The 19894-nt window shown below is 72.5% G+C and carries 16 protein-coding genes and 1 pseudogene; 5 read left to right on the top strand and 12 right to left on the bottom strand.

Features of this window, described 5'->3' with window-relative positions; genetic code table 11:
* The 4 genes from QRY02_RS11425 to QRY02_RS11410 all read right to left on the bottom strand — a co-directional run bounded on the left by QRY02_RS11425 (window position 1) and on the right by QRY02_RS11410 (window position 4524).
* Entirely contained in the window at window positions 1–846 is an 846-nt protein-coding gene (locus tag QRY02_RS11425) for a carbohydrate ABC transporter permease (RefSeq protein ID WP_086852584.1), read from the bottom strand.
* On the bottom strand, window positions 843–1820 hold the full coding sequence (locus QRY02_RS11420) for a carbohydrate ABC transporter permease (protein WP_285991492.1): 978 nt from the start codon (window positions 1818–1820) through the stop codon (window positions 843–845). The genes QRY02_RS11425 and QRY02_RS11420 overlap by 4 nt, the downstream gene beginning before the upstream one ends.
* A 3-nt stretch (window positions 1821–1823) precedes the next feature.
* Window positions 1824–3116, bottom strand: a complete 1293-nt coding sequence (locus QRY02_RS11415; RefSeq protein WP_285991491.1) for an ABC transporter substrate-binding protein — start codon at window positions 3114–3116, stop codon at window positions 1824–1826.
* A 211-nt stretch (window positions 3117–3327) separates the two neighbouring features.
* Window positions 3328–4524 (bottom strand): Gfo/Idh/MocA family protein, encoded by a 1197-nt coding sequence (locus QRY02_RS11410; RefSeq protein ID WP_285991490.1) that lies wholly within the window; start codon window positions 4522–4524, stop codon window positions 3328–3330.
* Between the two features lie 298 nt (window positions 4525–4822).
* On the opposite strand from QRY02_RS11410, the gene QRY02_RS11405 reads away from it, so the two are divergent.
* Window positions 4823–5806, top strand: coding sequence for a LacI family DNA-binding transcriptional regulator (locus QRY02_RS11405; RefSeq protein ID WP_353068986.1), 984 nt, complete (start codon window positions 4823–4825; stop codon window positions 5804–5806).
* Here QRY02_RS11405 and QRY02_RS11400 read toward each other — a convergent pair.
* Genes QRY02_RS11400 through QRY02_RS11380 form a run of 5 tightly spaced genes read right to left on the bottom strand, consistent with a single transcriptional unit; the run spans window position 5803 to window position 10681 of the window.
* Entirely contained in the window at window positions 5803–7047 is a 1245-nt protein-coding gene (locus tag QRY02_RS11400) for an FAD-binding protein (RefSeq protein ID WP_285991489.1), read from the bottom strand. The genes QRY02_RS11405 and QRY02_RS11400 overlap by 4 nt on opposite strands.
* A 33-nt stretch (window positions 7048–7080) precedes the next feature.
* Window positions 7081–8196 carry a serine hydrolase domain-containing protein gene (locus tag QRY02_RS11395; RefSeq protein WP_285991488.1) on the bottom strand — a complete coding sequence of 372 codons (1116 nt, stop codon included), beginning with the start codon at window positions 8194–8196 and terminating at the stop codon, window positions 7081–7083.
* 35 nt (window positions 8197–8231) lie between these two features.
* Window positions 8232–9290 carry an Lrp/AsnC family transcriptional regulator gene (locus tag QRY02_RS11390; protein ID WP_285991487.1) on the bottom strand — a complete coding sequence of 353 codons (1059 nt, stop codon included), beginning with the start codon at window positions 9288–9290 and terminating at the stop codon, window positions 8232–8234.
* A gap of 51 nt (window positions 9291–9341) precedes the next feature.
* On the bottom strand, window positions 9342–10106 hold the full coding sequence (locus QRY02_RS11385; RefSeq protein WP_285991486.1) for a hypothetical protein: 765 nt from the start codon (window positions 10104–10106) through the stop codon (window positions 9342–9344).
* Window positions 10103–10681 (bottom strand): papain-like cysteine protease family protein, encoded by a 579-nt coding sequence (locus QRY02_RS11380; RefSeq protein WP_285991485.1) that lies wholly within the window; start codon window positions 10679–10681, stop codon window positions 10103–10105. The genes QRY02_RS11385 and QRY02_RS11380 overlap by 4 nt, the downstream gene beginning before the upstream one ends.
* Window positions 10682–11086: 405 nt before the next feature.
* Here QRY02_RS11380 and QRY02_RS11375 point away from each other — a divergent pair, with 405 nt between their 5' ends.
* Window positions 11087–11608 (top strand): hypothetical protein, encoded by a 522-nt coding sequence (locus tag QRY02_RS11375; protein ID WP_285991484.1) that lies wholly within the window; start codon window positions 11087–11089, stop codon window positions 11606–11608.
* Between the two features lie 121 nt (window positions 11609–11729).
* Here the strand turns inward: QRY02_RS11375 and QRY02_RS11370 are convergent, their stop codons facing one another.
* Window positions 11730–14507 (bottom strand): AfsR/SARP family transcriptional regulator, encoded by a 2778-nt coding sequence (locus QRY02_RS11370; protein ID WP_285991483.1) that lies wholly within the window; start codon window positions 14505–14507, stop codon window positions 11730–11732.
* Window positions 14508–14683: 176 nt separating this feature from the next.
* Between QRY02_RS11370 and QRY02_RS11365 the strand changes: the two genes are divergently transcribed.
* Window positions 14684–15253, top strand: coding sequence for a TetR/AcrR family transcriptional regulator (locus QRY02_RS11365; protein WP_285991482.1), 570 nt, complete (start codon window positions 14684–14686; stop codon window positions 15251–15253).
* A 77-nt stretch (window positions 15254–15330) separates the two neighbouring features.
* Window positions 15331–16338, top strand: coding sequence for a medium chain dehydrogenase/reductase family protein (locus QRY02_RS11360; RefSeq protein ID WP_285991481.1), 1008 nt, complete (start codon window positions 15331–15333; stop codon window positions 16336–16338).
* Window positions 16339–16389: 51 nt separating this feature from the next.
* Here the strand turns inward: QRY02_RS11360 and argG are convergent, their stop codons facing one another.
* Entirely contained in the window at window positions 16390–17835 is a 1446-nt protein-coding gene (gene argG, locus QRY02_RS11355) for an argininosuccinate synthase (protein WP_285991480.1), read from the bottom strand.
* Window positions 17836–17925: 90 nt separating this feature from the next.
* Here argG and QRY02_RS48560 point away from each other — a divergent pair.
* A pseudogene (locus tag QRY02_RS48560) lies at window positions 17926–18802 on the top strand (aminoglycoside phosphotransferase family protein).
* Here the strand turns inward: QRY02_RS48560 and QRY02_RS11340 are convergent.
* Complete coding sequence (locus QRY02_RS11340) at window positions 18786–19880, bottom strand: hypothetical protein (protein ID WP_285991477.1); 1095 nt, start codon at window positions 19878–19880, stop codon at window positions 18786–18788. The pseudogene QRY02_RS48560 and the gene QRY02_RS11340 sit on opposite strands and share 17 nt — an antisense overlap.
* Window positions 19881–19894 lie beyond the last annotated feature (14 nt).

Below are 19894 nucleotides of genomic sequence, written 5' to 3'. Positions count from 1 at the left end.
TCACCCCTTCAGGCCGCTGGTGCTGACGCCTTCGACCAGCAGGCGCTGGAAGGCGAGGAAGAACAGCACGATCGGGACGAGCGCGAGCGCGGACATCGCGAACATCGCGCCGAAGTTCGACTCGCTGCTGGTGTCGACGAACAGCCGCAAGCCCAGCGGCACGGTGAACTTCTCCGTGTCGTTCAGGTACACCATCTGCGTGAAGAAGTCGTTCCACGTCCAGATGAACGTGAAGATCGACGTCGTCACCAGCGCCGGTTTCGACAGCGGCAGCACGACGTGCCAGAACGTGCGGTAGACCGAGCAGCCGTCGATGATGGCCGCCTCGTCGAGTTCACGCGGGATGCCCCGCATGAACTGGACGATGAGGAACACGAAGAACGCCTCGGTGGCCAGCAGCTTCGGCAGGATCAGCGGCACGAAGGTGTTGACCAGCCCGGCCTGCTGGAAGATCACGTACTGCGGGATCAGCGTGACGTGGTAGGGCAGCATCAGCGTCGTGATCATGAACGCGAACAGCGCGCCCCGGAACCGGAACTTCAGGCGGGCGAAGGCGAATGCGGCCAGCGAGCACGACAGCACGTTCGCCGCCACCGACAGGCCGGCCACCAGGAACGAGTTGAGGAAGAAGCGGCCGAACCCGACGTCCGCCGCTCCCTCCCAGCCCTTCGTGTAGCCGTCGAAGACGAACCGGGTCGGCAGCAGTGCCAGCCGGGACAGGATCTCGTCCGGCGGCTTGACCGACGCGAACGCCAGCCACACCAGCGGGTAGAGCACCACGGCGACGATGACCAGGCACAGCACGTGCCAGCCGAAGGACCGCGCCGTGCGCGGCAGCACGGTCATTTCTTGTCCTCCGCATCGTCGTAGAACACCCACAGCTTCGCCGTCCGGAACACGATGGCCGTCACGATCGCGATGACCACCAGCAGCACCCAGGCCATCGCCGACGCGTAGCCCATCCGGAAGTCCTGGAAGCCGACCTCGAACAGGTAGAGCGTGTAGAACAGGTCCGCGTCGGCCGGGCCGCCGCGGCCGCTGCCGATGACGAACGCCGGGGTGAACGCCTGGAAGGCGTGGATCGCCTCCATCACCAGGTTGAAGAAGATCACCGGCGACAGCATGGGCAGCGTGATGTGCCGGAACCGGCGGAACGCGCCCGCGCCGTCGATCGCCGCCGCCTCGTGCAGCTCCGCCGGGATCTGCTTGAGCCCGGCCAGGAAGATCACCATCGGCGCGCCGAACTGCCAGACGCCCAGCAGCACGATCGAGGCGAGGCTGAACTGCGGGTCGTCGACCCAGCTCGGGGTGTGCCAGCCGAAGAACGCCAGCACCTCGTTCACCGGGCCGCCGCCCATGAACAGCGCCCGCCAGACCAGCGCCGCCGCGACGCTCGCGCCGAGCAGCGAAGGCGCGTAGAACGCCGCCCGGTAGAAGCCGTTCGCGCCGCGGCGGGTGTTGAGCAGCATCGCCACCAGCAGCGACACCGTCAGCTTCAGCGGCACCGAGACCAGCACGTAGATCAGCGTGACCTTCACCGACTGCAGGTAGCGGTCGTCGCCGGTGAACATGTGCGCGAAGTTGCCGAACCCGACCCACTTCGGCGAGGTGAACATGTCGTAGTCGGTGAACGACAGGTACAGCGAGACCACCATCGGGCCGACGGTCAGCGCCACCGCGCCGAGCAGCCACGGCGTCAGGAAGGCGAACGCCTCCGGCTGGCTCTTGCGGCGGCGCCCGGCCGGCCGGTCCCGGCGCCGGCCACGCGCGGCCGGCGCCGGAGGCGCGACCGGCGGCCCCGGCGTGCGCAGGGTCGTCATCGGCTAGGACAGTCCCTTCTGGGCTTCGGTCATGAACCGGTTGACCGCGTCGTCGATGCTCATCCGGCCGAACGCGACTTCTTCGTACGTGCGCTGCAGCAGCTTCTGGATCGCCCCGGCGCCCTTCGGCGGCACCGGCGGGGCGGCCCCGAGCTTCGGTTCGAGCGCGGCTTCGTAGTCGTAGAGCGTCTTGTCGTTGCCGGACGCGCCGGCCGCCAGCTGCGTGCGGACCTTGAGGTTCGGCGCGAGGCCGCGGTCGGTGCCGACGATCTTGCCGACCTCGGGGTCGTTGACGAGGAAGTCGACGAGCTTCGCCGCCGCCTCCTGCTGCTGACTGCGCGCGGACACGGCCAGGAACATCGACGGCCGCCGGTACTGCCCGGTGTCGCCGTTCGCGCCGCTCGGGTACGGCGCCACGTTCAGCGGCTTGCCGTTCGCCTTCTGGTACGCCGGCAGCAGGTTGTCGTAGGCGAACTCCGAGCTGGTCAGCTTCTTGCCCAGCGGGGCCTGCTCGGGCGAGGTGTTGTAGGACGCCGTGACGTCGGCGGGCGAGGCGGCCTTGGTGTCGCGGAACTTGCTCGCCAGCTGCCAGTAGCGGCGCAGGTCGTCGCCGGTGAAGCCGAGCTTGCCCTCGGGGGTGTAGAACTGCTTGCCCTGCTGGCGCAGCCAGATCTCCAGCGTGGTGTCGAGGATGCCGAAGTCGGTCACCCCGCGTACCGAGCCCGCCGAGCTGACCTTCTGGGCCGCCTCGGCGTACTGGTCCCAGGTCAGGCCCTTCGCCGGGTCGGCGCCGGCCGTCGTGAACGCAGCCGGGTCGTAGATCATCGCCGGCGTGTTCTGCGCCCACGGCACGGCGTACCGCTTGCCCTGGTAGACGCCGGTGGCGGCCAGTTCCGGGTTGACGTCGGCGAGCGAGATCGCCTTGCCGGCACCGGAGTTCAGGTCGGCCAGCACGTTGCGGCCGCCGTATTCGGCCAGGTAGCGGCTGTCGACGTTGAGCACGTCCGGCGGCTTGCCCCCGGCCGTCTGCGTCGCCAGCTTCTCCCAGTAGGCCGCGTACGCCGAGAACGACGTCTGCACCTTGATCTTCGGGTTCTTCTGCTGGAAGAGCTCGACGGCCTTCTTCGTCAGGTTCGCCCGCCCTTCACTGCCCCACCACACGAAGTTGATCGTGACGTCACCGCCGCCACCGGAGTCCGAGCCGCAGGCGGCCACCCCGGTCAGCAGCAGCGGGACCACCACGGCCAGCGCGGCGACACCCCGTCCCCTGGTCCTACGCTCAGTTGTCCGCCCCATCGAACTCTCCGTCCTCAGCCGGTCAGCACTTTTCTGAAAACGCTGTCAGCGCGCTCACGGTAGGCAGTGCGCCACACCGGTGTCAACGGCCAATTCGGCACAATAGCCCTTGTGCAGCAACGGTTTCGCCGTTCGGAGGGCAGGCTGAGAAAGCGCTTACCGGAACCGGGTCGATGGCCGGGCCGTCAGCGCGATGAGCACCGGTGGATCGTCAGCCGGTGCGTTCGGCGGCCGCGCCGCCCGTTCGCCGTCGCGCGGCACTCGCCCACGGGACGCCGATTTCCGAGAACAGCGCCAGCCGGTCCGCGGCGACGGCGACCTCTTCGCCGATCCCGCGCACGACCGGGTGCCGGCTCGCCCCTTCGCCGACGGTGCGGATCCAGCCCGCCGGGATCCGCGACGGCGACGGTGCGTCCCGCACCGCTTCGACCACCGAGGCGAACGCCCGGGTCCCGGCCAGCGGCGCGAGCAGCGGCACGCCGTCCGGGTCGAGGTGGTGGGCGATCAGGTTGCGCAGCAGGTCGGCCGGTTCGCCGAGGTGGAACCGCTCGTCGTCGATCTCGAGGCGGTGGCTCTTGTACCAGAACTTCGCGCGCCCGCGTTCGCCGTGCACCACGACGTAGGGCTCGTGGTCCTGCTCGGCGCACAGCGAAGCGGCGACGACGATCTCGGGTCCGTCGCCGAACCGGATCCGCAGGCACGCGGTGTCGTCGGCCTCGATGTCACGGGTGCCGTAGAGCTCGAGGGCGATCTCCGCCGGGTCGCGCCCGGCGACCCCGCCGACCAGCAGCGCGGTGGCCACCGCGTGGGAGAACGGGTTGGTCAGGGCGCCGTCGACGACGGCCTCGCCGTCGAGCCAGCGGCGCCCGGCCCACGGGTTGCGGCGGTAGTAGGCGTCGGTGCGGATCCACGCCCCGGCCGCGCCGACACCGGTCACTTGACCGAGCCGGCCGGCCGCGATCGCCGCCCGGAGGACGGGCAGCACCGGGGAGCCGAAGCTCTGGAACCCGGTCTGGCAGGCCGCGCCGGTCTCCGCGGCCAGCCGCGACAGCGTGGTGAAGCCGTCGAGGTCGAGCACCGGCGGGGTCTCCAGCAGCAGGTCGCTGCCCGCCCTCAGCACCGCGGCCCCGGTCTGGACGTGCGCGTGCGGCGGGGTGGCGACCACGGTGATGTCGGGGCGGCAGCGGCGGAGCAGGTCGTCGACACCCGGGTGCGCGGTGCCGCCCGGTGGCAGCAGTGCGCCGGCGGCGGCCGACGGCGGCCGGATGTCGGCCATGCCGGCGAACCGGACCAGGCCTTCGTCGTGCAGGATCCGCGCACGGTGCAGGTAGCTGAAGGCGTAGCCGGACGTGCCGACGACCGCCAGCCTCGGCGGGTCCGCCACGGTGCGGCTCCGGCTCCCCGACATGGGTCTCCGATCGGCGGGACCCGGTACGGGCCGCGCGGAACTGACGAATGGGTCAGGCTCTGGGGGAAACTTCCGGTCGCCACCGTAGGGTGTGCCCGACAAACGTGTCAATCATCAGGACAGCCGCGTCGAAATCATCGATGCCTCGATACTCCGAACGGCCGCGTGCGTTTCGAGATAGCGCTTACTGGAATAGACCACTTCAGGGTGCAACGCACTGCAGCAGGTTTGCAGGATTTGTTGACAACGCTCTCAGGCGTTTCCATGATGTTGCGGGGGAGCCTGCCGAGGAGTTGCCTTGACCGTGACGATCCACGACGTCGCCCGCCGGGCCAACGTGTCGATCTCGACCGTGTCGCGGGCGTTCACATCCCCGGACCTGGTCCGGCAGCAGACCCGTACCCGGGTGCTGGCCGCCGCGCACGAGCTGGGCTACCACGCGGCCGGCGCCCCGCAGCCGGGGCCCGCGGTCCGCACCGGGCACATCGGGATCGTGGTCTCCGACCTGGGCAACCCGTTCTTCACCGGCGTGCTCAACGGCGTCCAGGCCCGCGCGCGGCAGGACGACATCGCGGTGCTGTTCGCCAACAGCGACGAGGACCCGGCGACCGAGCAGAACCTCGTCCGCCGGATGGCCAAGCAGGTCGACGGCGTCGTGCTGTGCAGCCCGAGCATGACCGACGACCAGCTGCGCGTGCTCGCCGGGCAGACGACCCTGGTGCTGCTCAACCGCGAGGTGCCCGGCATCCCGTCGATCGTGATGGACGCCGCGGACGGGATGCGCCAGGCCATCGAGCACCTGGCCGCGCTGGGTCACCGCCGCTGCGCCTACCTGGGCGGGCCGCGGGCGTCGTGGGCGAACCGGGCCCGCAAGCAGGGCCTGGCGGAGACCGCGCAGAAGCACGGCACCGACGTGGTCGAGTTCGGCCCGTTCCCGCCGGTGTTCGAGGGCGGCCTGCAGGGCGCGGACCTGGCGCTGGCCGCGGACGTGACGGCGATCGTCGCCTACAACGACCTCGTCGCCTTCGGCGCGCTGGCGCGCCTGAACGCCCGCGGGGTGCCGGTGCCGGACGAGGTCAGCCTGGTGGGCTTCGACGACTTGGTCTTCGCGGCGATCTCGGCACCCCCGCTGACGACGATCGCGATGCCGACGGAGGCGGCGGGCCGCGCGGCGGTGACCATCCTGCTGGGCCTGCTCGACGGCGAGGCCGACGAGCACACGACGCAGGTGCTGGACACCCACCTCATCGTCCGCGCCACCACGGCGCCGCCGTCCGGCTAGCTCCCGAAGACGTTGCGGTTCAGGAACGGGTTGCGGAACTTGCCCTGCGGATCCAGGCTTTCCGCCAGCGCCCGGAACTCGGCCAGCCGGGGGTACTCCCCCGGAACGCCGTGGAAGAGCTTGCCCCAGTGCGGACGGGCGCCGAACGGGGCCAGGCGCTCCTCGATGACCGGCAGCACCGCCTCGACCTCCGGCTGCCGGGGTTGCCACGTGAAGTGCAGGGCCACCCGGTCACCGCCGTGGCCGGGGCTCAGCCACAGGTCGTCGCCCGCGATGGCGCGGATTTCCGAGACCAGCAGCAGTGGCGCGACGAGGTCGCCGATCCCGCGGACCGCGCGGATCGCGGCGGCGGCAGCGCTGTAAGGCACGAAGTACTCCGACTGCAGCTCGTCCCCGACGCTCGGCGTGAACGCCAGCTCGAAATGCGGGAGCCGCTCGTGCCACGGGCCCGGCACCCCTTGCTGGGGCGTGCAGTTGTCCGCCGGGATGCCGGCGGCGTGCGCCGGGTGGCGCGGACCGTCGGCGGGCACCGCGCCGAACAAGCCGGCACGCTCGGTGAAATCGCCGACGCGGCTCTTGATCCACACCTGGTCGATCGCGTCGTTCGCCCAGTTCGTGAACATGCTGACGCTGTAACCGGCGTCTTCGATCTCGTCGAAATGCTCGTAGGCGGCTTCCCACGGCAGGTCGTCGAAGACGTCTTGGCGGACGTCGAACGCCGGCACCACGTCGAGGGTCAGCCGGGTGACGACGCCGAACGCGCCGAGCCCGACAACCAGGCCGGGGAACTCGGCGTCGGCGCGGGTGAACGTCCGCAGCTCACCGCCGGCGGTGACCAGTTCGATGCCGGAGACGGCCGCGGCGAGGCCCGGCTGCCGCCGCCCGGACCCGTGGGTGCCGGTCGCGACGCTGCCCGCCACCGTGATGTGCGGCAGCGATGCCAGGTTCGGCAGCGCGAACCCGGCGTCGTGCAGCTGCCGCGCGAAGTCGCCGTAGCGGGCCGACCCGGCGACCGTCACGGTGCCGTCGCCGAGCTCGACTCCCGCGTCGAGGGCGCGCAGGTCCAGCAGGAGCCCGCCCGGGGAGTCGGCGATGTCGTTGAAGCAGTGCCGGCTCCCGAGGGCTTTGACGTGCGTGGCGGCCGTGACGGCGGCCCGCACCTCGTCGACGGTCCGCGGGGTGGTCACCGCGTCCGCGCCGTAAGTGAGGTTTCCGGCCCAGTTCGACTCGCCCACCCGCATGTCCTTCCGCGTGCCCGATCTTCGTCTGGAACCCTACGCGGCCGCCGCGTGCCAGAAGTCCCGCATCCAGCGCGGCGGCACGGGGTTGTCCTCGCCGACCTGGGTGAGCAGGACGGCCACCGTGCCGGTGGCCGGGACGACGTGTGCGGTGGTGCCGGTGCCGCCGACCCAGCCGTACCGGCCCGGGACGTGCCAGGGCTCGGTGACGGCGATGTCCACCGCACCACCCATCCCCCACCCCTGACCTTCGAGGAAGAGCGCGCCGACCTCGCGGTGCGCCGCGGTGGTGTGGTCGGTGGTCATCAGCCGGACGGCCTCGGGTGTGAGCACGCCGGCGCCGCCGGCCAGCAGCATGCGGCCGAACGCGACCCAGTCGCCCGCCGTCCCGGCGAGGCCGCCGTTGCCGAGCGGCAGCGCCGGCATCGTGCGCCACTGGCCGTCCGGCGGATCGGCGAGCACCAGCCCGCCGGCGGTCCTCTTGTAGAAGGCGGTGGACCGGCCGGGTGCGGCCACGAAGCCGGTGTCGGTCATGCCCAGCGGGGCGAAGATCCGTTCGGCGAGGAACTCGGGGAAGGACTGTCCGGACGCGCGGGCGACGAGCAGACCCTGGATCGTGGAACAGGTGTCGTACAGCCAGGCTTCCCCGGGCTGGTGGACGAGGGGGACCCGGGCGAGCCGCGCGAGCCAGACGTCGGGCTCGGGGAAGCTCTGCACCTCCCGGCCGTCGCCTTGCACGGGGAACAGCGCCTGCACGGCCGGGAGCGTGAAGTCCGACGGGAAGCCCCAGCCGGCCTGGCCGGTGAGGACGTCGAACACCGTGATCGGCCGCTTCGCCGGGACGACGTCGTCGAGCGCGCCCGACGGCGTCCGCACGACCTTCGGCTCGGCCAGCTCGGGCAACCAGCGGCCGATCGGGTCGTCGAGGGCGACCCGGCCGTCGTCCACCAGCACCAGCACGGCGGCCGCGGTGATCGGCTTGGTGATGGACGCGAACCGGAACAGCGTGTCTTCGGCCATCGGGCGGCTGCCCTCGACGTCGACCGAGCCGGCGGTCACGACCTCCCGCCGGCCGCCCCGGTCCACGATCGCCACCGCCCCGGGCAGCGTGCCGTCGTCGACGTAGCGGTGCAGGCTCTCGCGCAGGTTCATGGTCCTCCCCCGGGGCCGGTCCGGCCGACGATACTTCAGCGGGCCGGGATGATCGCCTGGTGCGGCCCGCCGAGGCCGTGCGGGCTGAGCAGCCGGCCCATCCGCTTCGGCATCCGCAGCGTGATCGCGCGGTCGAGGACCCGCGCGCCGGGGGCGGCTTCCGCCAGCCGCGTCTCGTAGGCCGTGCAGTCGGCCGGCACCCGCAGCCACGCCGACACGACGAGGTTGCCCTCCCCCACCACCGCCGCGGAGAGCCGGGTCTCGGGCAGCTGCGCGATCGCCGCGCCGGCGCGGTCGAGCTCGGTCGCGGGGGCGTCGAGGCGGTAGCCCGCGATCACCGGCCAGCCGGCCGGGACGTGCGCGAGGTCGCACCGGAAGTCGAGTTCGTGGTTGCGCAGCATCCGCGCCAGCGTGCGCCGCACCGCCGACTCGCTCATCCCGCAGTCGCGGGCCAGCACCGCGTAGCTGCGGCGCCCGTCCTCGCCGAGCGACTCCACCAGCGCGCGCAGGTCCCGGTCGTTCCACTGCTGCGGCACGACCAGCCGGGCCTGCACCGCGGTGTCGTCCAGCACCGCCCGCTGTTCGGGGGCGAGCGCGTCCACCAGCCAGCCGCTGCCCTCGCGGTAGACGCGCGTCACGACGGCGAAGCGGACCTCCCGCACCCCGGCCAAGGTGCCGATGCGGCCGGTGACCAGCGCGTCCAGCGCGTCGAGGCCGCGAGCGGCCAGGCCGAGGAACAGCGCGAACCGGCTGGTCGTGCGCTCGACGCTGAACACCGACGGCCAGCCGCACAGCTCGCGGGTCAGGGCGCTCAGCGCGTCCGGGCGGCAGGCGAGGTCGACGTAGCCGACCGTGGTCGTCGGCGGGGTGGAGTAGGCGGTGAGCCAGGCCAGCCCGGCGGCCTGCAGCCGCTCCCAGCGGCGCGCCGCCGTCGTCGCGTCGGTGCCGACGGCGGCGGCGATGCGCGTCCACGGCGCTCGCGGGTCGCGCTGCAGCGCCTCCACCCGGGCGAGGTCCGACGCGCTCAGCCCCGGGCGCGCCGCTTCCGGCGGCGCACCGGGCGAAACGGGCATGGCGCATTGTGACCTGGTCATGATCGGCTGCCAAGGGGCCCGCCGGACGCGGCCGGCGGGCCCCTCGCCGTCCTACCGGCGCCGCAGCCGCGGCACCGCGGCCGCGCCCGCCGCCAGCACGAGGACACCGCCGAGCACGAACGGCAGCACCGGCACGTCGCCGGGGTCCACCGCGGGCACCGCGCGTTCGCGGCCGCCGTAGCCGCCACCGGCGCCGTCACGGTCGTAGGCCGAGCCGGGCAGCTTGTCCGCGTACCGCGTGTGCAACGTGGTGCGGTAGTCCTCGAGCGACACCTTCGTGCCCGCGGCCAGGCCGGTGACCGAGCCGTCCAGGACCGTCACGGCGTCGCCGTGCACCGCGTACCAGGCGTTGACCTGCGGCTCGTGCAGGAGGTAGCCGCCGGCGGCGGCCTGGGCGTACTGCCGCTCGTAGTCGCCGGACGCGACGTTGACGACGGTCCAGGCCGGACCCTGGCGCTCCGCCCACACGGTGGCGGCGGTGCCGTCGCCGGTCCGCGCGGGGACGGCGACGTAGGCGAGGGCGGCGGGCACGTCCGACTTCCCGGCGACGAACGCCGCCGTCGGCTCGTAGACCGGCACCTGCGTGCGCGGGTCGGCCGTCTGCTGCGCCGCCGCGGCCGCGTGGCTGCCCGGGAACTTCGTCGTGGCGAGGCGGCCGAGCGTGGCCGGGCCGCTCGTGACCTGGCCGATGGCCGCGGTGTCGGCGGCGGTCGGCGCCCCGGCCGGTCCGTCCGCCGCGCTCGCGGCGGCACCCGTGGTGAGCATCGCGGCGCCGGCCAGAACGGCCACGCCCATCGCTTTCCGCAGCATGCTCATCCCTCGATCCCGTACAGCGTGTGGGTCCACTGGAACTGGCTGTTCGAGCGGTAGGTGTCGTAGTTCATCGAGTTGTAGCGGCTGTTGTTCGGCCACGGGTCGCCGTATTCGACGCGGGTGGCGCCGCCGGAATTGTCATATCCGTAGAGCACGTGCATGTGGCCGCCACCGGAGCGCCAGCCGATGCGGGTGCCGACCGGCTTCCCGGCGTCGATCTGGGTTTTGACGCCGGTGAAGGAAAGCGTCTGGCCGCCCGAGTTGTACGTACCGATGTTCGGGAAACCGAGGTAGCGGAACACGCGCTGCTGGTCGGACAGGTAGCCCTGGTTGTTGGCGCAGTCGCTGCCGGATTCGTTGTGCGCGATCTGGCAGAACCGGGTCTGGGTGAGGGAATATCCCCAGTAGCCGGCGATCGTGTTTCCGCTGGCGTCCCAGCACCACTGGTCCTTCTGCTGCGCCTGCATGGTGATCCCGAGATCGGTCCGCGCCGCCGCCGCGGCGGCCGGGGCCTGCAGCGCGACGACCGCGGCCGAGAGCGCGACGAGTCCACACAGGACTCCTGAGGTGGGTTTCACGAAGTACTCCTCCAGCCGGTGACGATTCGACGTGGTGGCACGGAATACTCCGCTCCCGGCCCGGTGATCCGGTACCTACCAAGGGAGGATTGCGTTGGCGGGAAACGATTCCGGCGGATCCCGGCAGTTCCGGGCCGCCGGATTCCGGCATCGGCGCGGGGCCGCCGGACGGATTCCGGCGGCCCCCGCGTGGTGGCCGGGCCGGGAAGCGGTGGTCGCGCCGAGGGTGGCGACGTTCACCCCGGGACTTCGTTTCCCGGGATTTGTCACGCGCGTCCGTCTTCACCGTCCCGGTTTTGTCGTGGACCCGCGAGAGCGGCGGTGTAGTGGCGGTGTAGCGGCGGCGCGCAGGGTTCTCCCCGTCGACGCCGGGACGCCTGACCCGGCCTACTGAGGGAGACACCCATGCGAATGATCTGCCAGGCGGCCGCGTTGTCGGCTGCCCTGCTCTTCGGCGGCGCGACCGTCGCTTCGGCGGCCACCGCCGCGCCGTCGGAGGCGTATTCGGAGGTTTATTCGGAGGTCACGGCCGCCGACATCGCCGACCCGGGCGCGGTGATCACCGACTCGGCCGCGGACCTGGCCGCGGCGCGGACCGCGAGCCAGGCGATCGCCTGGTTCTCCGGCCGCAACGGCAGCACCGCGTACCAGGGCTACTGCGAGCGGGCGGTGCGCCTGGCGTGGGACCGCGTGACCCACCACGCGAGCGCGATCGAGCACTGGCGCTCTTCGGACGGCGCCCGCCACACGACGGGCACCCCGCCCCGCGGCGCGTTCGTGTTCTGGAACATCTCGTCGTACGGCCACGTCGGCATCGCCGACGGCAGCGGCGGAGTCTGGGCGACGAGCGTGAACGGCGCGATCGGCCACGCCCGGCAGGGCTACTTCGCGAACTACCTCGGCTGGAAGCCGGGCAACAGCAACTGACCCGTGCAACCCGGGGGCGCCCGTACTCCGCGCCGGCGCCCCCGGGTTGCGAGCAAGCCGGTCGGCGATCGATCCTCCGGGCACGCACCGGCCGGTTCGGCACCCGGCCCGGAACACGCCCTCAGGTGTGAGCCGCCGAGGGGGTTCTGCGGCGCTGGGCCTGCTCCAGCAATGCCAGCCCCGTCGTCTCGCCCTGGTGGTTCCCCGTCTCGCGGAACACCCGCAACGCCCGGTCGCAGACTCCGCGCGCCTGGACCGGCTCGCCCGCCTCCAGCAACGTCTGCCCGATGCCCAGCAGCGCGTACGCGCTGCACCTCTCGTCGTCGAGGTCCTCCAGGATGCTCAACGCCAGCCTCAAGCGCGTCAACGACTCCGGGAGCCGTCCCGTATCGCGGTGCAACGTGCCCAGCTCCGTCAGGACCTTCGCCTCCCGGTGCGGGTCCTCGATCTCGCGCGCCAGCTCACGAGCGCGGTGCAGCCAGGTCTCCGCCTCGGCGAACGAGCCCAGCAACGCGTATGTCGAGCCGATCGAGTTGCGCATCTGGGCGACGCCGCTCCGGTCGTCCGCGCGTTCCAAGCCCGCCAGGGCACGGCGGTAGCACCCCAGGGCCTCCCGGGGGCGGTCACGGACCCGGGCCACCGTGCCGAGGCCCGCCACCGCCAGTGCCTCGCCTCGGACGTCGCCCAGTTCGGCGAACAGCTCCGCCGACCGCCGCATGTCCCGGGACGCTTCCTCGTACTCGTCGTGGTACAGGCGGACCTGGCCGAGGCCGCGGGCCAGCACCGCCGCTCCCGCGCGGTTCCCCGCCGCCTCGACCGCCGCCAGCGCCGTCAGGTGGCTGCGTCGCCAGTCGTCGTACGCGCCGCGCAGGTCGTAGAACGGGACCGCGGCCGCCGTCAGCTGCCAGGCCAGCTCGTCCAGGCCCGCCTCCGCCGCGAGCTGGACCGCCGCCGCCAGGAGCTTGCGCTCCGCCGTGAACCAGCCCAGCGGGTCGGCCACCAGGCGCTCCGGGACGGGCCGCGCGGCCACCGCGGGTCCGGTCATCGCGCCGAACGCCGGTGGCAGGCCCGCCGCCGCGGTCTTCGCCAGCGCCAGGAGCACCGACAGCACCCGGGCGAGCGTCTCGCGGCGGACCGGAAGTGGTTCCTGCGCCAGCAGTTCCGTCGCGTAGCAGCGCAGCAGGTCGTGCAGGCGGTACCGCGGGTGCCCGCTCGAATCCCGCCCGGTCAGCGAAACCAGGTTGGCGTCGACGAGCACGTCGAGGACGTCGTGCGTGCCCGCGCGGTCCAGCAGCGCGTCGACCACCCAGCTCGGGAAGTCCTGCGCGCCCAGCACCGCCGACCGGCCGAACGCCGTGCGCGCGGCCGGCGGCAGCTGACGCAGGCTCAGCTCGAAGCTCGGCCGGACACCGAGGTCGCCGACGCGCAGCTCGCTCAGCCGGCTCGACTCGTCGGCCAGCCGGTCGTGCAGGGTCCGCAGGCTCCACGCCTGCCGCCCGGCCAGCCGCGCGCCGGCGATGCGGATCGCCAGCGGCAGGTACCCGCAGCACCGGACGATCGCCGCCGCCTCGGCCGGTTCGCCGACCACCCGGTCCGGCCCCGCCAGCTCGGCCAGCAGCTGCGCGGCCTCCCGCTCACCGAACACGGGCAGCTCCACGTGCTTCGCGCCCGCCAGCTCGGGCAGCCGGCCGCGGGTGGTGACCAGCGCGGCGCACCCGGCATCGGCGGGCAGCAGCGGGCGGACCTGCGCGGCCGTCGCCGCGTCGTCCAGCACCAGCAGCATCCGGCGCCCGGCCAGGCGCGAGCGGAACAGCGCCGCCCGCTGGTCCGGCCCGGCCGGCACGGTGTTCCCGGTGACGCCCAGTGCGTGCAGGAAGTCGGCGAGCACCTCGGCGGGGTCGCGCGGCGCACCCGTGCCGGCGAGGTCGACGTAGAGCTGGCCGTCCGGGAACCGGTCCGCGAGGCCGTGGGCGACGTGCATGGCCAGCGCCGTCTTGCCGGTGCCGGGCGCGCCGGTCAGCACCACCGGCGCCGGGCCCGCGCCGAGCGCCGCGGACAGTTCGCGGACGTGCTCCTCGCGGCCGGTGAAGTCCGGCAGATCGGCGGGAAGCTGCCGCAGCGGGGACGACGCGGCCACCTGAGCGGCAACGCGCAGCGGCTCGCCGGCGAGGATCGCCGCCTGCAGGGTCCGCAGCTCCGGCCCGGGTTCGACGCCGAGTTCGGTGACGAGCCGCTCGCGCGCTGTCGCGTACGCCTGCAGCGCTTCGGCCCGGCGGCCCGCGCCGGCGAGCGCGAGCAGGTACTGCTGCCAGAGCCGTTCGCGATACGGGTGTTCGGCCAGCAGCACGGTGAGCTCGGCGATCGCGGGGTCGTGCCGGCCCAGCCGGACCTGCAGCGCGAGCCGCTCCTCGACGGCGGCCAGCCGGTTCTCGACCAGCCGGCCGAGCTCGGCGTCCCAGGCGGCCGCGGTCGGCAGGTCTTCCAGGGGGTCGCCGCGCCACAGCGCTTCGGCCTCGGCCAGCAGCGTCAGTGCCGTCTCGGGCGAGCCGTCCTCGGCCGCGCGGGCGGCGTCGCCGACGAGCCGGGCGAACCGGTGGGCGTCGACCTCGCCGGGGTCGACGACCAGCGAGTAACCCGCGTCGTGGGTGCGCAGGACGGCGCCGTCGGGCAGCAGCCGGCGCAGCCGCCACACGTACGTCTGCAGGTTGGCGGTGGCCGACGTCGGGGGATCACGGCGCCACAGCGCGTCGATCAGCTGCCCGGGCGACACCGTCCGGTTCGCGTTGAGCAGCAGGTGCGCGAGCAGGACCCGCTGCTTCGCCCCGCCGAGGGGCACCGGCCGCCCGCCGACCGTCACGGTCAGTGGTCCGAGCAGGTGAAACCGCACTTCAGGCCCCATCGCGCGCTCCCGTTCCCGCGGCCGCCCCCAGGCGGAACCTCGCGGCCGGACTGTAACCGGACGACGCCGCGGTCCGTGGGGAATTCGCGCACATCCGGGACGGCAGGAACCGGGATGTCACTCGTCTGTCCCATCCCGGTTGCCTCGTTGATGAGAGTGAGTGTACAGTCACTCACATGACGAAACGCGGTGCCACGCTCTCCACTTCCGACGCCCGTCGGGACGCCGTCGTCGATGCCGCCATCGCCGAGTTCGCCCGCGGCGGCTACCACAGCACGCCGATCAGCGCGGTGGCCGCCCGGGCCGACATCTCACCCGCGTACGTCTTCAAGTTGTTCCCCGGCAAGATTTCCCTGTTCGTCGCCGCGCTCGACCGGTGCTACGAACTCGTCGTCCACGCCCTCTCGAACGGCGCCGCCCGCGTCGAGGACGCCGACCCGGGGAAGATCCTGCACGAGATGGGCGGCGCCTACGCGGAGCTGATCGCCGACCGGAACCTGCTGATGCTGCAGGTGCACGCCCAGTCGGCCGCCGACACGCCCGAGATCGCCGACGCCGTCCGCCGCGGGCTGGCCAAGGTGACCGGCTTCGCCCGGTCGCGCTCCGGCGCGGCCGACGACGAGGTGCAGCGATTCATCGCCTACGGGCAGCTCTGCCACCTGATCGCCACCCTCGGCCTGGACGAGCACGCCGGCGATTGGGCCGCCGTGCTGTCCGCCGGTATCCGCCACCCCGGCCGGAACTGAAATCCCGGCCCGGTCAGGGCCGTTTTGCTCGCCCGTCGAGTGATTGACCAGTCACTCACGCTACGGAAGGAACCACCGTGAACGTCACCCAGATCGTCCTCCCCGGCCTCGTGGAGCCGGACGGCCTGCGCGTCGAACACCGCCCGCTGCCGCCCCGGCGCGCCGGGGAAGCCCTGATCCGCGTCGAGGCCAGCGGGATCTCGTTCGCCGAACAGCAGATGCGGCGCGGCAAGTACTACGACCAGCCGCCGTTCCCGTTCGTGCCCGGCTACGACGTCGTCGGCACGGTGCTCGAAGCCGAGGACCCCGCTCTGATCGGCCGCCGCGTCGCGGCCATGACGAAGATCGGCGGGTGGCGCAGCCACCTCGCCGTCCCCGCCGCCGACCTGGTGCCGGTGCCCGACGGCCTGGACGCCGCCGAGGCGGAAACCTTCGTGGTCAACGGCATCACGGCGTACCAGATGCTGCACCGGTGGGCGAAGGTGCGCACCGGCGGCACGATCCTGGTCCACGGCGCGAGCGGCGGCGTCGGCACCACGCTGGTGCAGCTCGCCCGCGCGGCCGGGATCCGGGTGATCGGGACGGCGTCGGCCCGCAACCTGGACGTGGTGACCGCGCTCGGGGCCACCGCCGTGGACTACCGCGGCGACGTCCCGGCCCGGGTGCGCGCGCTGGTGCCCGGCGGGGTCGACGCCGTCTTCGACCACGTCGGTGGCCCCGGCATCGTCGATTCGTTCCGCCTGCTCGCCCCGGGTGGCGCCCTGGTCGCCTACGGCAGCGCGTCGACGGTGAACACCGGGGGCAACCCGAAGCCCGCCGTGCTGAAACTCGTCGCGCGGCTGCTGTGGTGGAACGCGGTGCCGAACCGCCGCCGGGCGCACTTCTACAACGTCTGGGGCGGCAAGCGGAACCTCGCCCGGTTCCGCGCGCGCCTGGCCGAAGACCTGACGGCCGTCTTCGAGCTGGCGGTGCGGGGACAGCTCGAGGCGCAGGTGGCCGCCCGGATCCCGCTGACCGAAGCCGCGAAAGCCCTCGCACTGGCCGAATCCGGCACGGTGACCGGCAAGGTCGTGCTCGTCCCCTGAACGCACCGAAGGCCACCACGGCGAGCGTGGTGGCCTTCGGGTCGTGAGCGATCAGTCCGTGCCGAACTCCATCGCGGCGTTGTCGAGCAGCTCGACGTCGTCGGTCTTGCCGCGCGAGGCGATCACCTCGGCGCCGCCCTCGGGCATCGCGCCGATCAGGCCGGTCGAGGCGGCCTGGGCGGCGCCGATCAGCTTGGGGTTCGAGCCGCCGACCATGCCCAGGCTCGCGTACTGCTCCAGCTTCGCCCGCGAGTCGGCGATGTCCAGGTTGCGCATGGTCAGCTGGCCGATGCGGTCGACCGGGCCGAACGCCGAGTCCTCGGTCCGCTCCATCGACAGCTTGTCCGGGTGGTAGCTGAACGCCGGGCCGGTCGTGTCGAGGATCGAGTAGTCCTCGCCGCGGCGAAGCCGCAGGGTGACCTCACCGGTGATCGCGGTGCCGACCCAGCGCTGCAGCGACTCGCGCAGCATCATCGCCTGCGGGTCCAGCCAGCGGCCCTCGTACATCAGGCGGCCGAGCTGCCGCCCGTGGTTGTGGTAGCTGGCGAGGGTGTCCTCGTTGTGGATGGCGTTGACGAGCCGCTCGTAGGCGGCGTGCAGCAGCGCCATGCCGGGCGCCTCGTAGATGCCGCGGCTCTTGGCCTCGATGATCCGGTTCTCGATCTGGTCGGACATGCCGAGCCCGTGCCGGCCGCCGATGGCGTTGGCCTCGAGGACCAGGTCGACGGCGGTGGCGAACTCCTTGCCGTTGATCGTCACCGGCCGGCCCTGCTCGAAGCCGACGGTGACGTCCTCGGGCGCGATCTCGACCGCGGGGTCCCAGAACGCCACGCCCATGATCGGCTTGACGATCTCGATGCCGGTGTCCAGGTGCTCCAGGGACTTGGCCTCGTGCGTGGCGCCCCAGATGTTGGCGTCGGTCGAGTAGGCCTTCTCGGTGCTGTCGCGGTAGGGCAGGTCGTGCGCGAGCAGCCACTCGGACATCTCCTTGCGGCCGCCGAGCTCGGTGACGAAGTCCGCGTCGAGCCACGGCTTGTAGACGCGCAGGGAGGGGTTGGCCAGCAGGCCGTAGCGGTAGAACCGCTCGATGTCGTTGCCCTTGTAGGTGGAGCCGTCGCCCCAGATCTGGACGTCGTCCTCGAGCATGGCGCGCACCAGCAGCGTGCCGGTGACCGCGCGGCCGAGCGGGGTGGTGTTGAAGTAGCTGCGGCCGCCGGTGCGGATGTGGAAGGCGCCGCACGTCAGCGCCGCGAGCCCCTCTTCGACCAGTGCTTCCTTGCAGTCGACCAGCCGGGCGATCTCGGCGCCGTACTGGCCGGCGCGCCCGGGCACCGAGTCGATGTCGGGCTCGTCGTACTGGCCGATGTCGGCGGTGTAGGTGCAGGGGACCGCGCCTTTGTCGCGCATCCACGCGACCGCTACGGAAGTGTCGAGGCCACCGGAGAAGGCGATACCGACACGCTCGCCGACGGGCAGGGAAGTGAGCACCTTGGACATGCGAATGATTATGCACGGCTATGCATCGTCGTGCAATCCGGGGTGCCCTGGCTCACGGAAACGCGTTGACGTGCGTGGTTCGGTGATCACATGGGCCGCATGCACGCCGACGAACACACCATCGACACCGCGCTCGTGGAGCGGCTGGTGCGCGGGCAGTTCCCGGAGTGGGCGAGCCTGCCGGTCACTCCCCTGGCTTCGGGCGGCACGGTCAACGCCGTGTACCGCCTGGGCGGTTCCCTGACGGTCCGGCTTCCGCTCACCGAGGGCGGCGCCGACGACATCGCGAAGGAACGCCAGGCCCTCGGCGCGCTCGGCGGGCTGCCGGTGGCGGTCCCGGTCGTCGTCGCGGTCGGCGAACCGGCCGAGGGGTACCCGTGGCCGTGGGCGGTGCACGGCTGGCTCGACGGCGAACCGGCGCTCGAAGGACGTGCGGCTCACGGCCTGGCGGAGTTCGTCCTCGCGCTGCGGGCCCACCGGACGGACGGCCCCCCCGACCTCCCGCGGGCGGCCGCTGTCCGCTGTGGACACGGCCACCCGCCGGGCGATCGACGAGCTGCGCCGCACCGACGAGCCCTTCGACGCCGACGCGGCGCACGCCGCCTGGTCCGAGGCGCTCGACGCTCCACAGTGGACCGACCCCCCGTGCTGGGTGCACGGCGACCTGATGCCCAGCAACCTCCTGTTGCGCGACAACCGGCTGGCCGGGGTCCTCGACTGGGCGACCGCGGGCCTCGGCGACCCGGCGGCCGACCTGATTCCGGCGTGGAACCTGCTGACCGCGGACACCCGCCGCACCTTCCGCGACGCCGTGGCCCCCGACGACGCCACCTGGACGCGCGGCCGCGGCCGGGCGCTGTCGATGGCGGTGATCCAGCTGCCGTACTACCGGCACACGAACGCGGTCATCTCGGCCAACGCCCGGTACGTGCTCACGGAGCTCGGCGTGCTCACCAGGTGCCGATGACCGGCAGGTCCCACCGCAAGGCGTGCAAGTTCCGGCTCAGGACCGTGCAGCCGCCCGTGACCGCGCCGCGGTCGTTGAGGTCATCGGCGCCGCACCAGGCGTTCTCCGTCAGCGGCCGCAGCGCGGTGAGCCCGCCGCCGGGCCCCCAAACGAAGTACTTGCCGGAGCCGATGGCCACGAGCGCGCTGCCCGTGTCGTTCGCGGTGACGAACCGGGTCCACACGCCGTCCGGGTTCGGGTGCACGGTCAGCTGCCCGGCCGCGTTCCAGCGGGCCAGGTGCCTGATGCCGTCCCCCGCCTCCACGGTGCCGTAGATCGTCCCGTCCGCGCCGATCTCCGCCGCCGTGCTGGACTTCCAGGTGGTGTCGAGCACGGTGAGGTGTCCCGCCGCATCCCATTTCGCGGCGTGGACGCCGCTCGAGCCGACGACCGTGCCCGCGTTGTCGAGGTCGGCGGGCGTACCGCCGCCTTCCAACGGCACGAGGTTGCCCGCCGGATCCCAGTACTTCGACTCCCCCTGGTACGAACTGAGGACCGCGCCCGCGTCGTTGATCGCGAAGCCGCGGCCGTAGCCGAGGGCCGTGACCGTGCCCTGGGTCGTGTCCCACTTCACCGCCGTGTCCGAAGCCTGAGCGCCGTAGGAATACCCGACGGCGATGCCGTGGGCGTTGATCGCGGCCACGCTGGACGACGGGTAGCCCGGCACCGGCGGCAGGTCCACCGGCACCCCGGACGCGCCCCAGAGCGTCGCCCGCCCGGCGGACTCAATGGCCAGCATCGAGTTCCCGAGTGCCACCCCGTCCTCGGTGATCGCAGCGGGTACGACCGACGTGTAGCCCGGTTGCGGCGGCAGCTCGGTGATCCGGCCGGCCGCGTCCCACCGGGCGCCCCGCGGGTTGTTCGCCTTGTCGAACGCCGTCCCGAACACGGTTCCGTCGTTCGACACGAAATCTCCGTAGCTGGTCAGTCCCCCGGGCAGCGTGCCCAGGTCGACCGGGGCGACCGGTTCGTCCTCATCCGCGGGGACCGCGGCGAGTACCGTCGCCAGCGCCGCCGCCGCGAGCACACCTCTGAACATCCCTGTTCCTCCCC

Origin of the sequence: Amycolatopsis sp. DG1A-15b, assembly GCF_030285645.1 — a bacterium.
Classification (GTDB): Bacteria; Actinomycetota; Actinomycetes; order Mycobacteriales; family Pseudonocardiaceae; genus Amycolatopsis.
Note: the sequence above shows the minus strand (reverse complement) of the source record. Positions and strands in the feature narration are given on the sequence as shown.

Coding starts and splice junctions, on each gene's coding strand:
- QRY02_RS11425 (WP_086852584.1), bottom strand. CDS start 846: ATGACCGTGCTGCCGCGCACGGCGCGGTCCTTCGGCTGGCACGTGCTG.
- QRY02_RS11420 (WP_285991492.1), bottom strand. CDS start 1,820: ATGACGACCCTGCGCACGCCGGGGCCGCCGGTCGCGCCTCCGGCGCCG.
- QRY02_RS11415 (WP_285991491.1), bottom strand. CDS start 3,116: ATGGGGCGGACAACTGAGCGTAGGACCAGGGGACGGGGTGTCGCCGCG.
- QRY02_RS11410 (WP_285991490.1), bottom strand. CDS start 4,524: ATGTCGGGGAGCCGGAGCCGCACCGTGGCGGACCCGCCGAGGCTGGCG.
- QRY02_RS11400 (WP_285991489.1), bottom strand. CDS start 7,047: ATGCGGGTGGGCGAGTCGAACTGGGCCGGAAACCTCACTTACGGCGCG.
- QRY02_RS11395 (WP_285991488.1), bottom strand. CDS start 8,196: ATGAACCTGCGCGAGAGCCTGCACCGCTACGTCGACGACGGCACGCTG.
- QRY02_RS11390 (WP_285991487.1), bottom strand. CDS start 9,290: ATGACCAGGTCACAATGCGCCATGCCCGTTTCGCCCGGTGCGCCGCCG.
- QRY02_RS11385 (WP_285991486.1), bottom strand. CDS start 10,106: ATGAGCATGCTGCGGAAAGCGATGGGCGTGGCCGTTCTGGCCGGCGCC.
- QRY02_RS11375 (WP_285991484.1), top strand. CDS start 11,087: ATGCGAATGATCTGCCAGGCGGCCGCGTTGTCGGCTGCCCTGCTCTTC.
- QRY02_RS11370 (WP_285991483.1), bottom strand. CDS start 14,507: ATGGGGCCTGAAGTGCGGTTTCACCTGCTCGGACCACTGACCGTGACG.
- QRY02_RS11365 (WP_285991482.1), top strand. CDS start 14,684: ATGACGAAACGCGGTGCCACGCTCTCCACTTCCGACGCCCGTCGGGAC.
- argG (WP_285991480.1), bottom strand. CDS start 17,835: ATGTCCAAGGTGCTCACTTCCCTGCCCGTCGGCGAGCGTGTCGGTATC.
- QRY02_RS11340 (WP_285991477.1), bottom strand. CDS start 19,880: ATGTTCAGAGGTGTGCTCGCGGCGGCGGCGCTGGCGACGGTACTCGCC.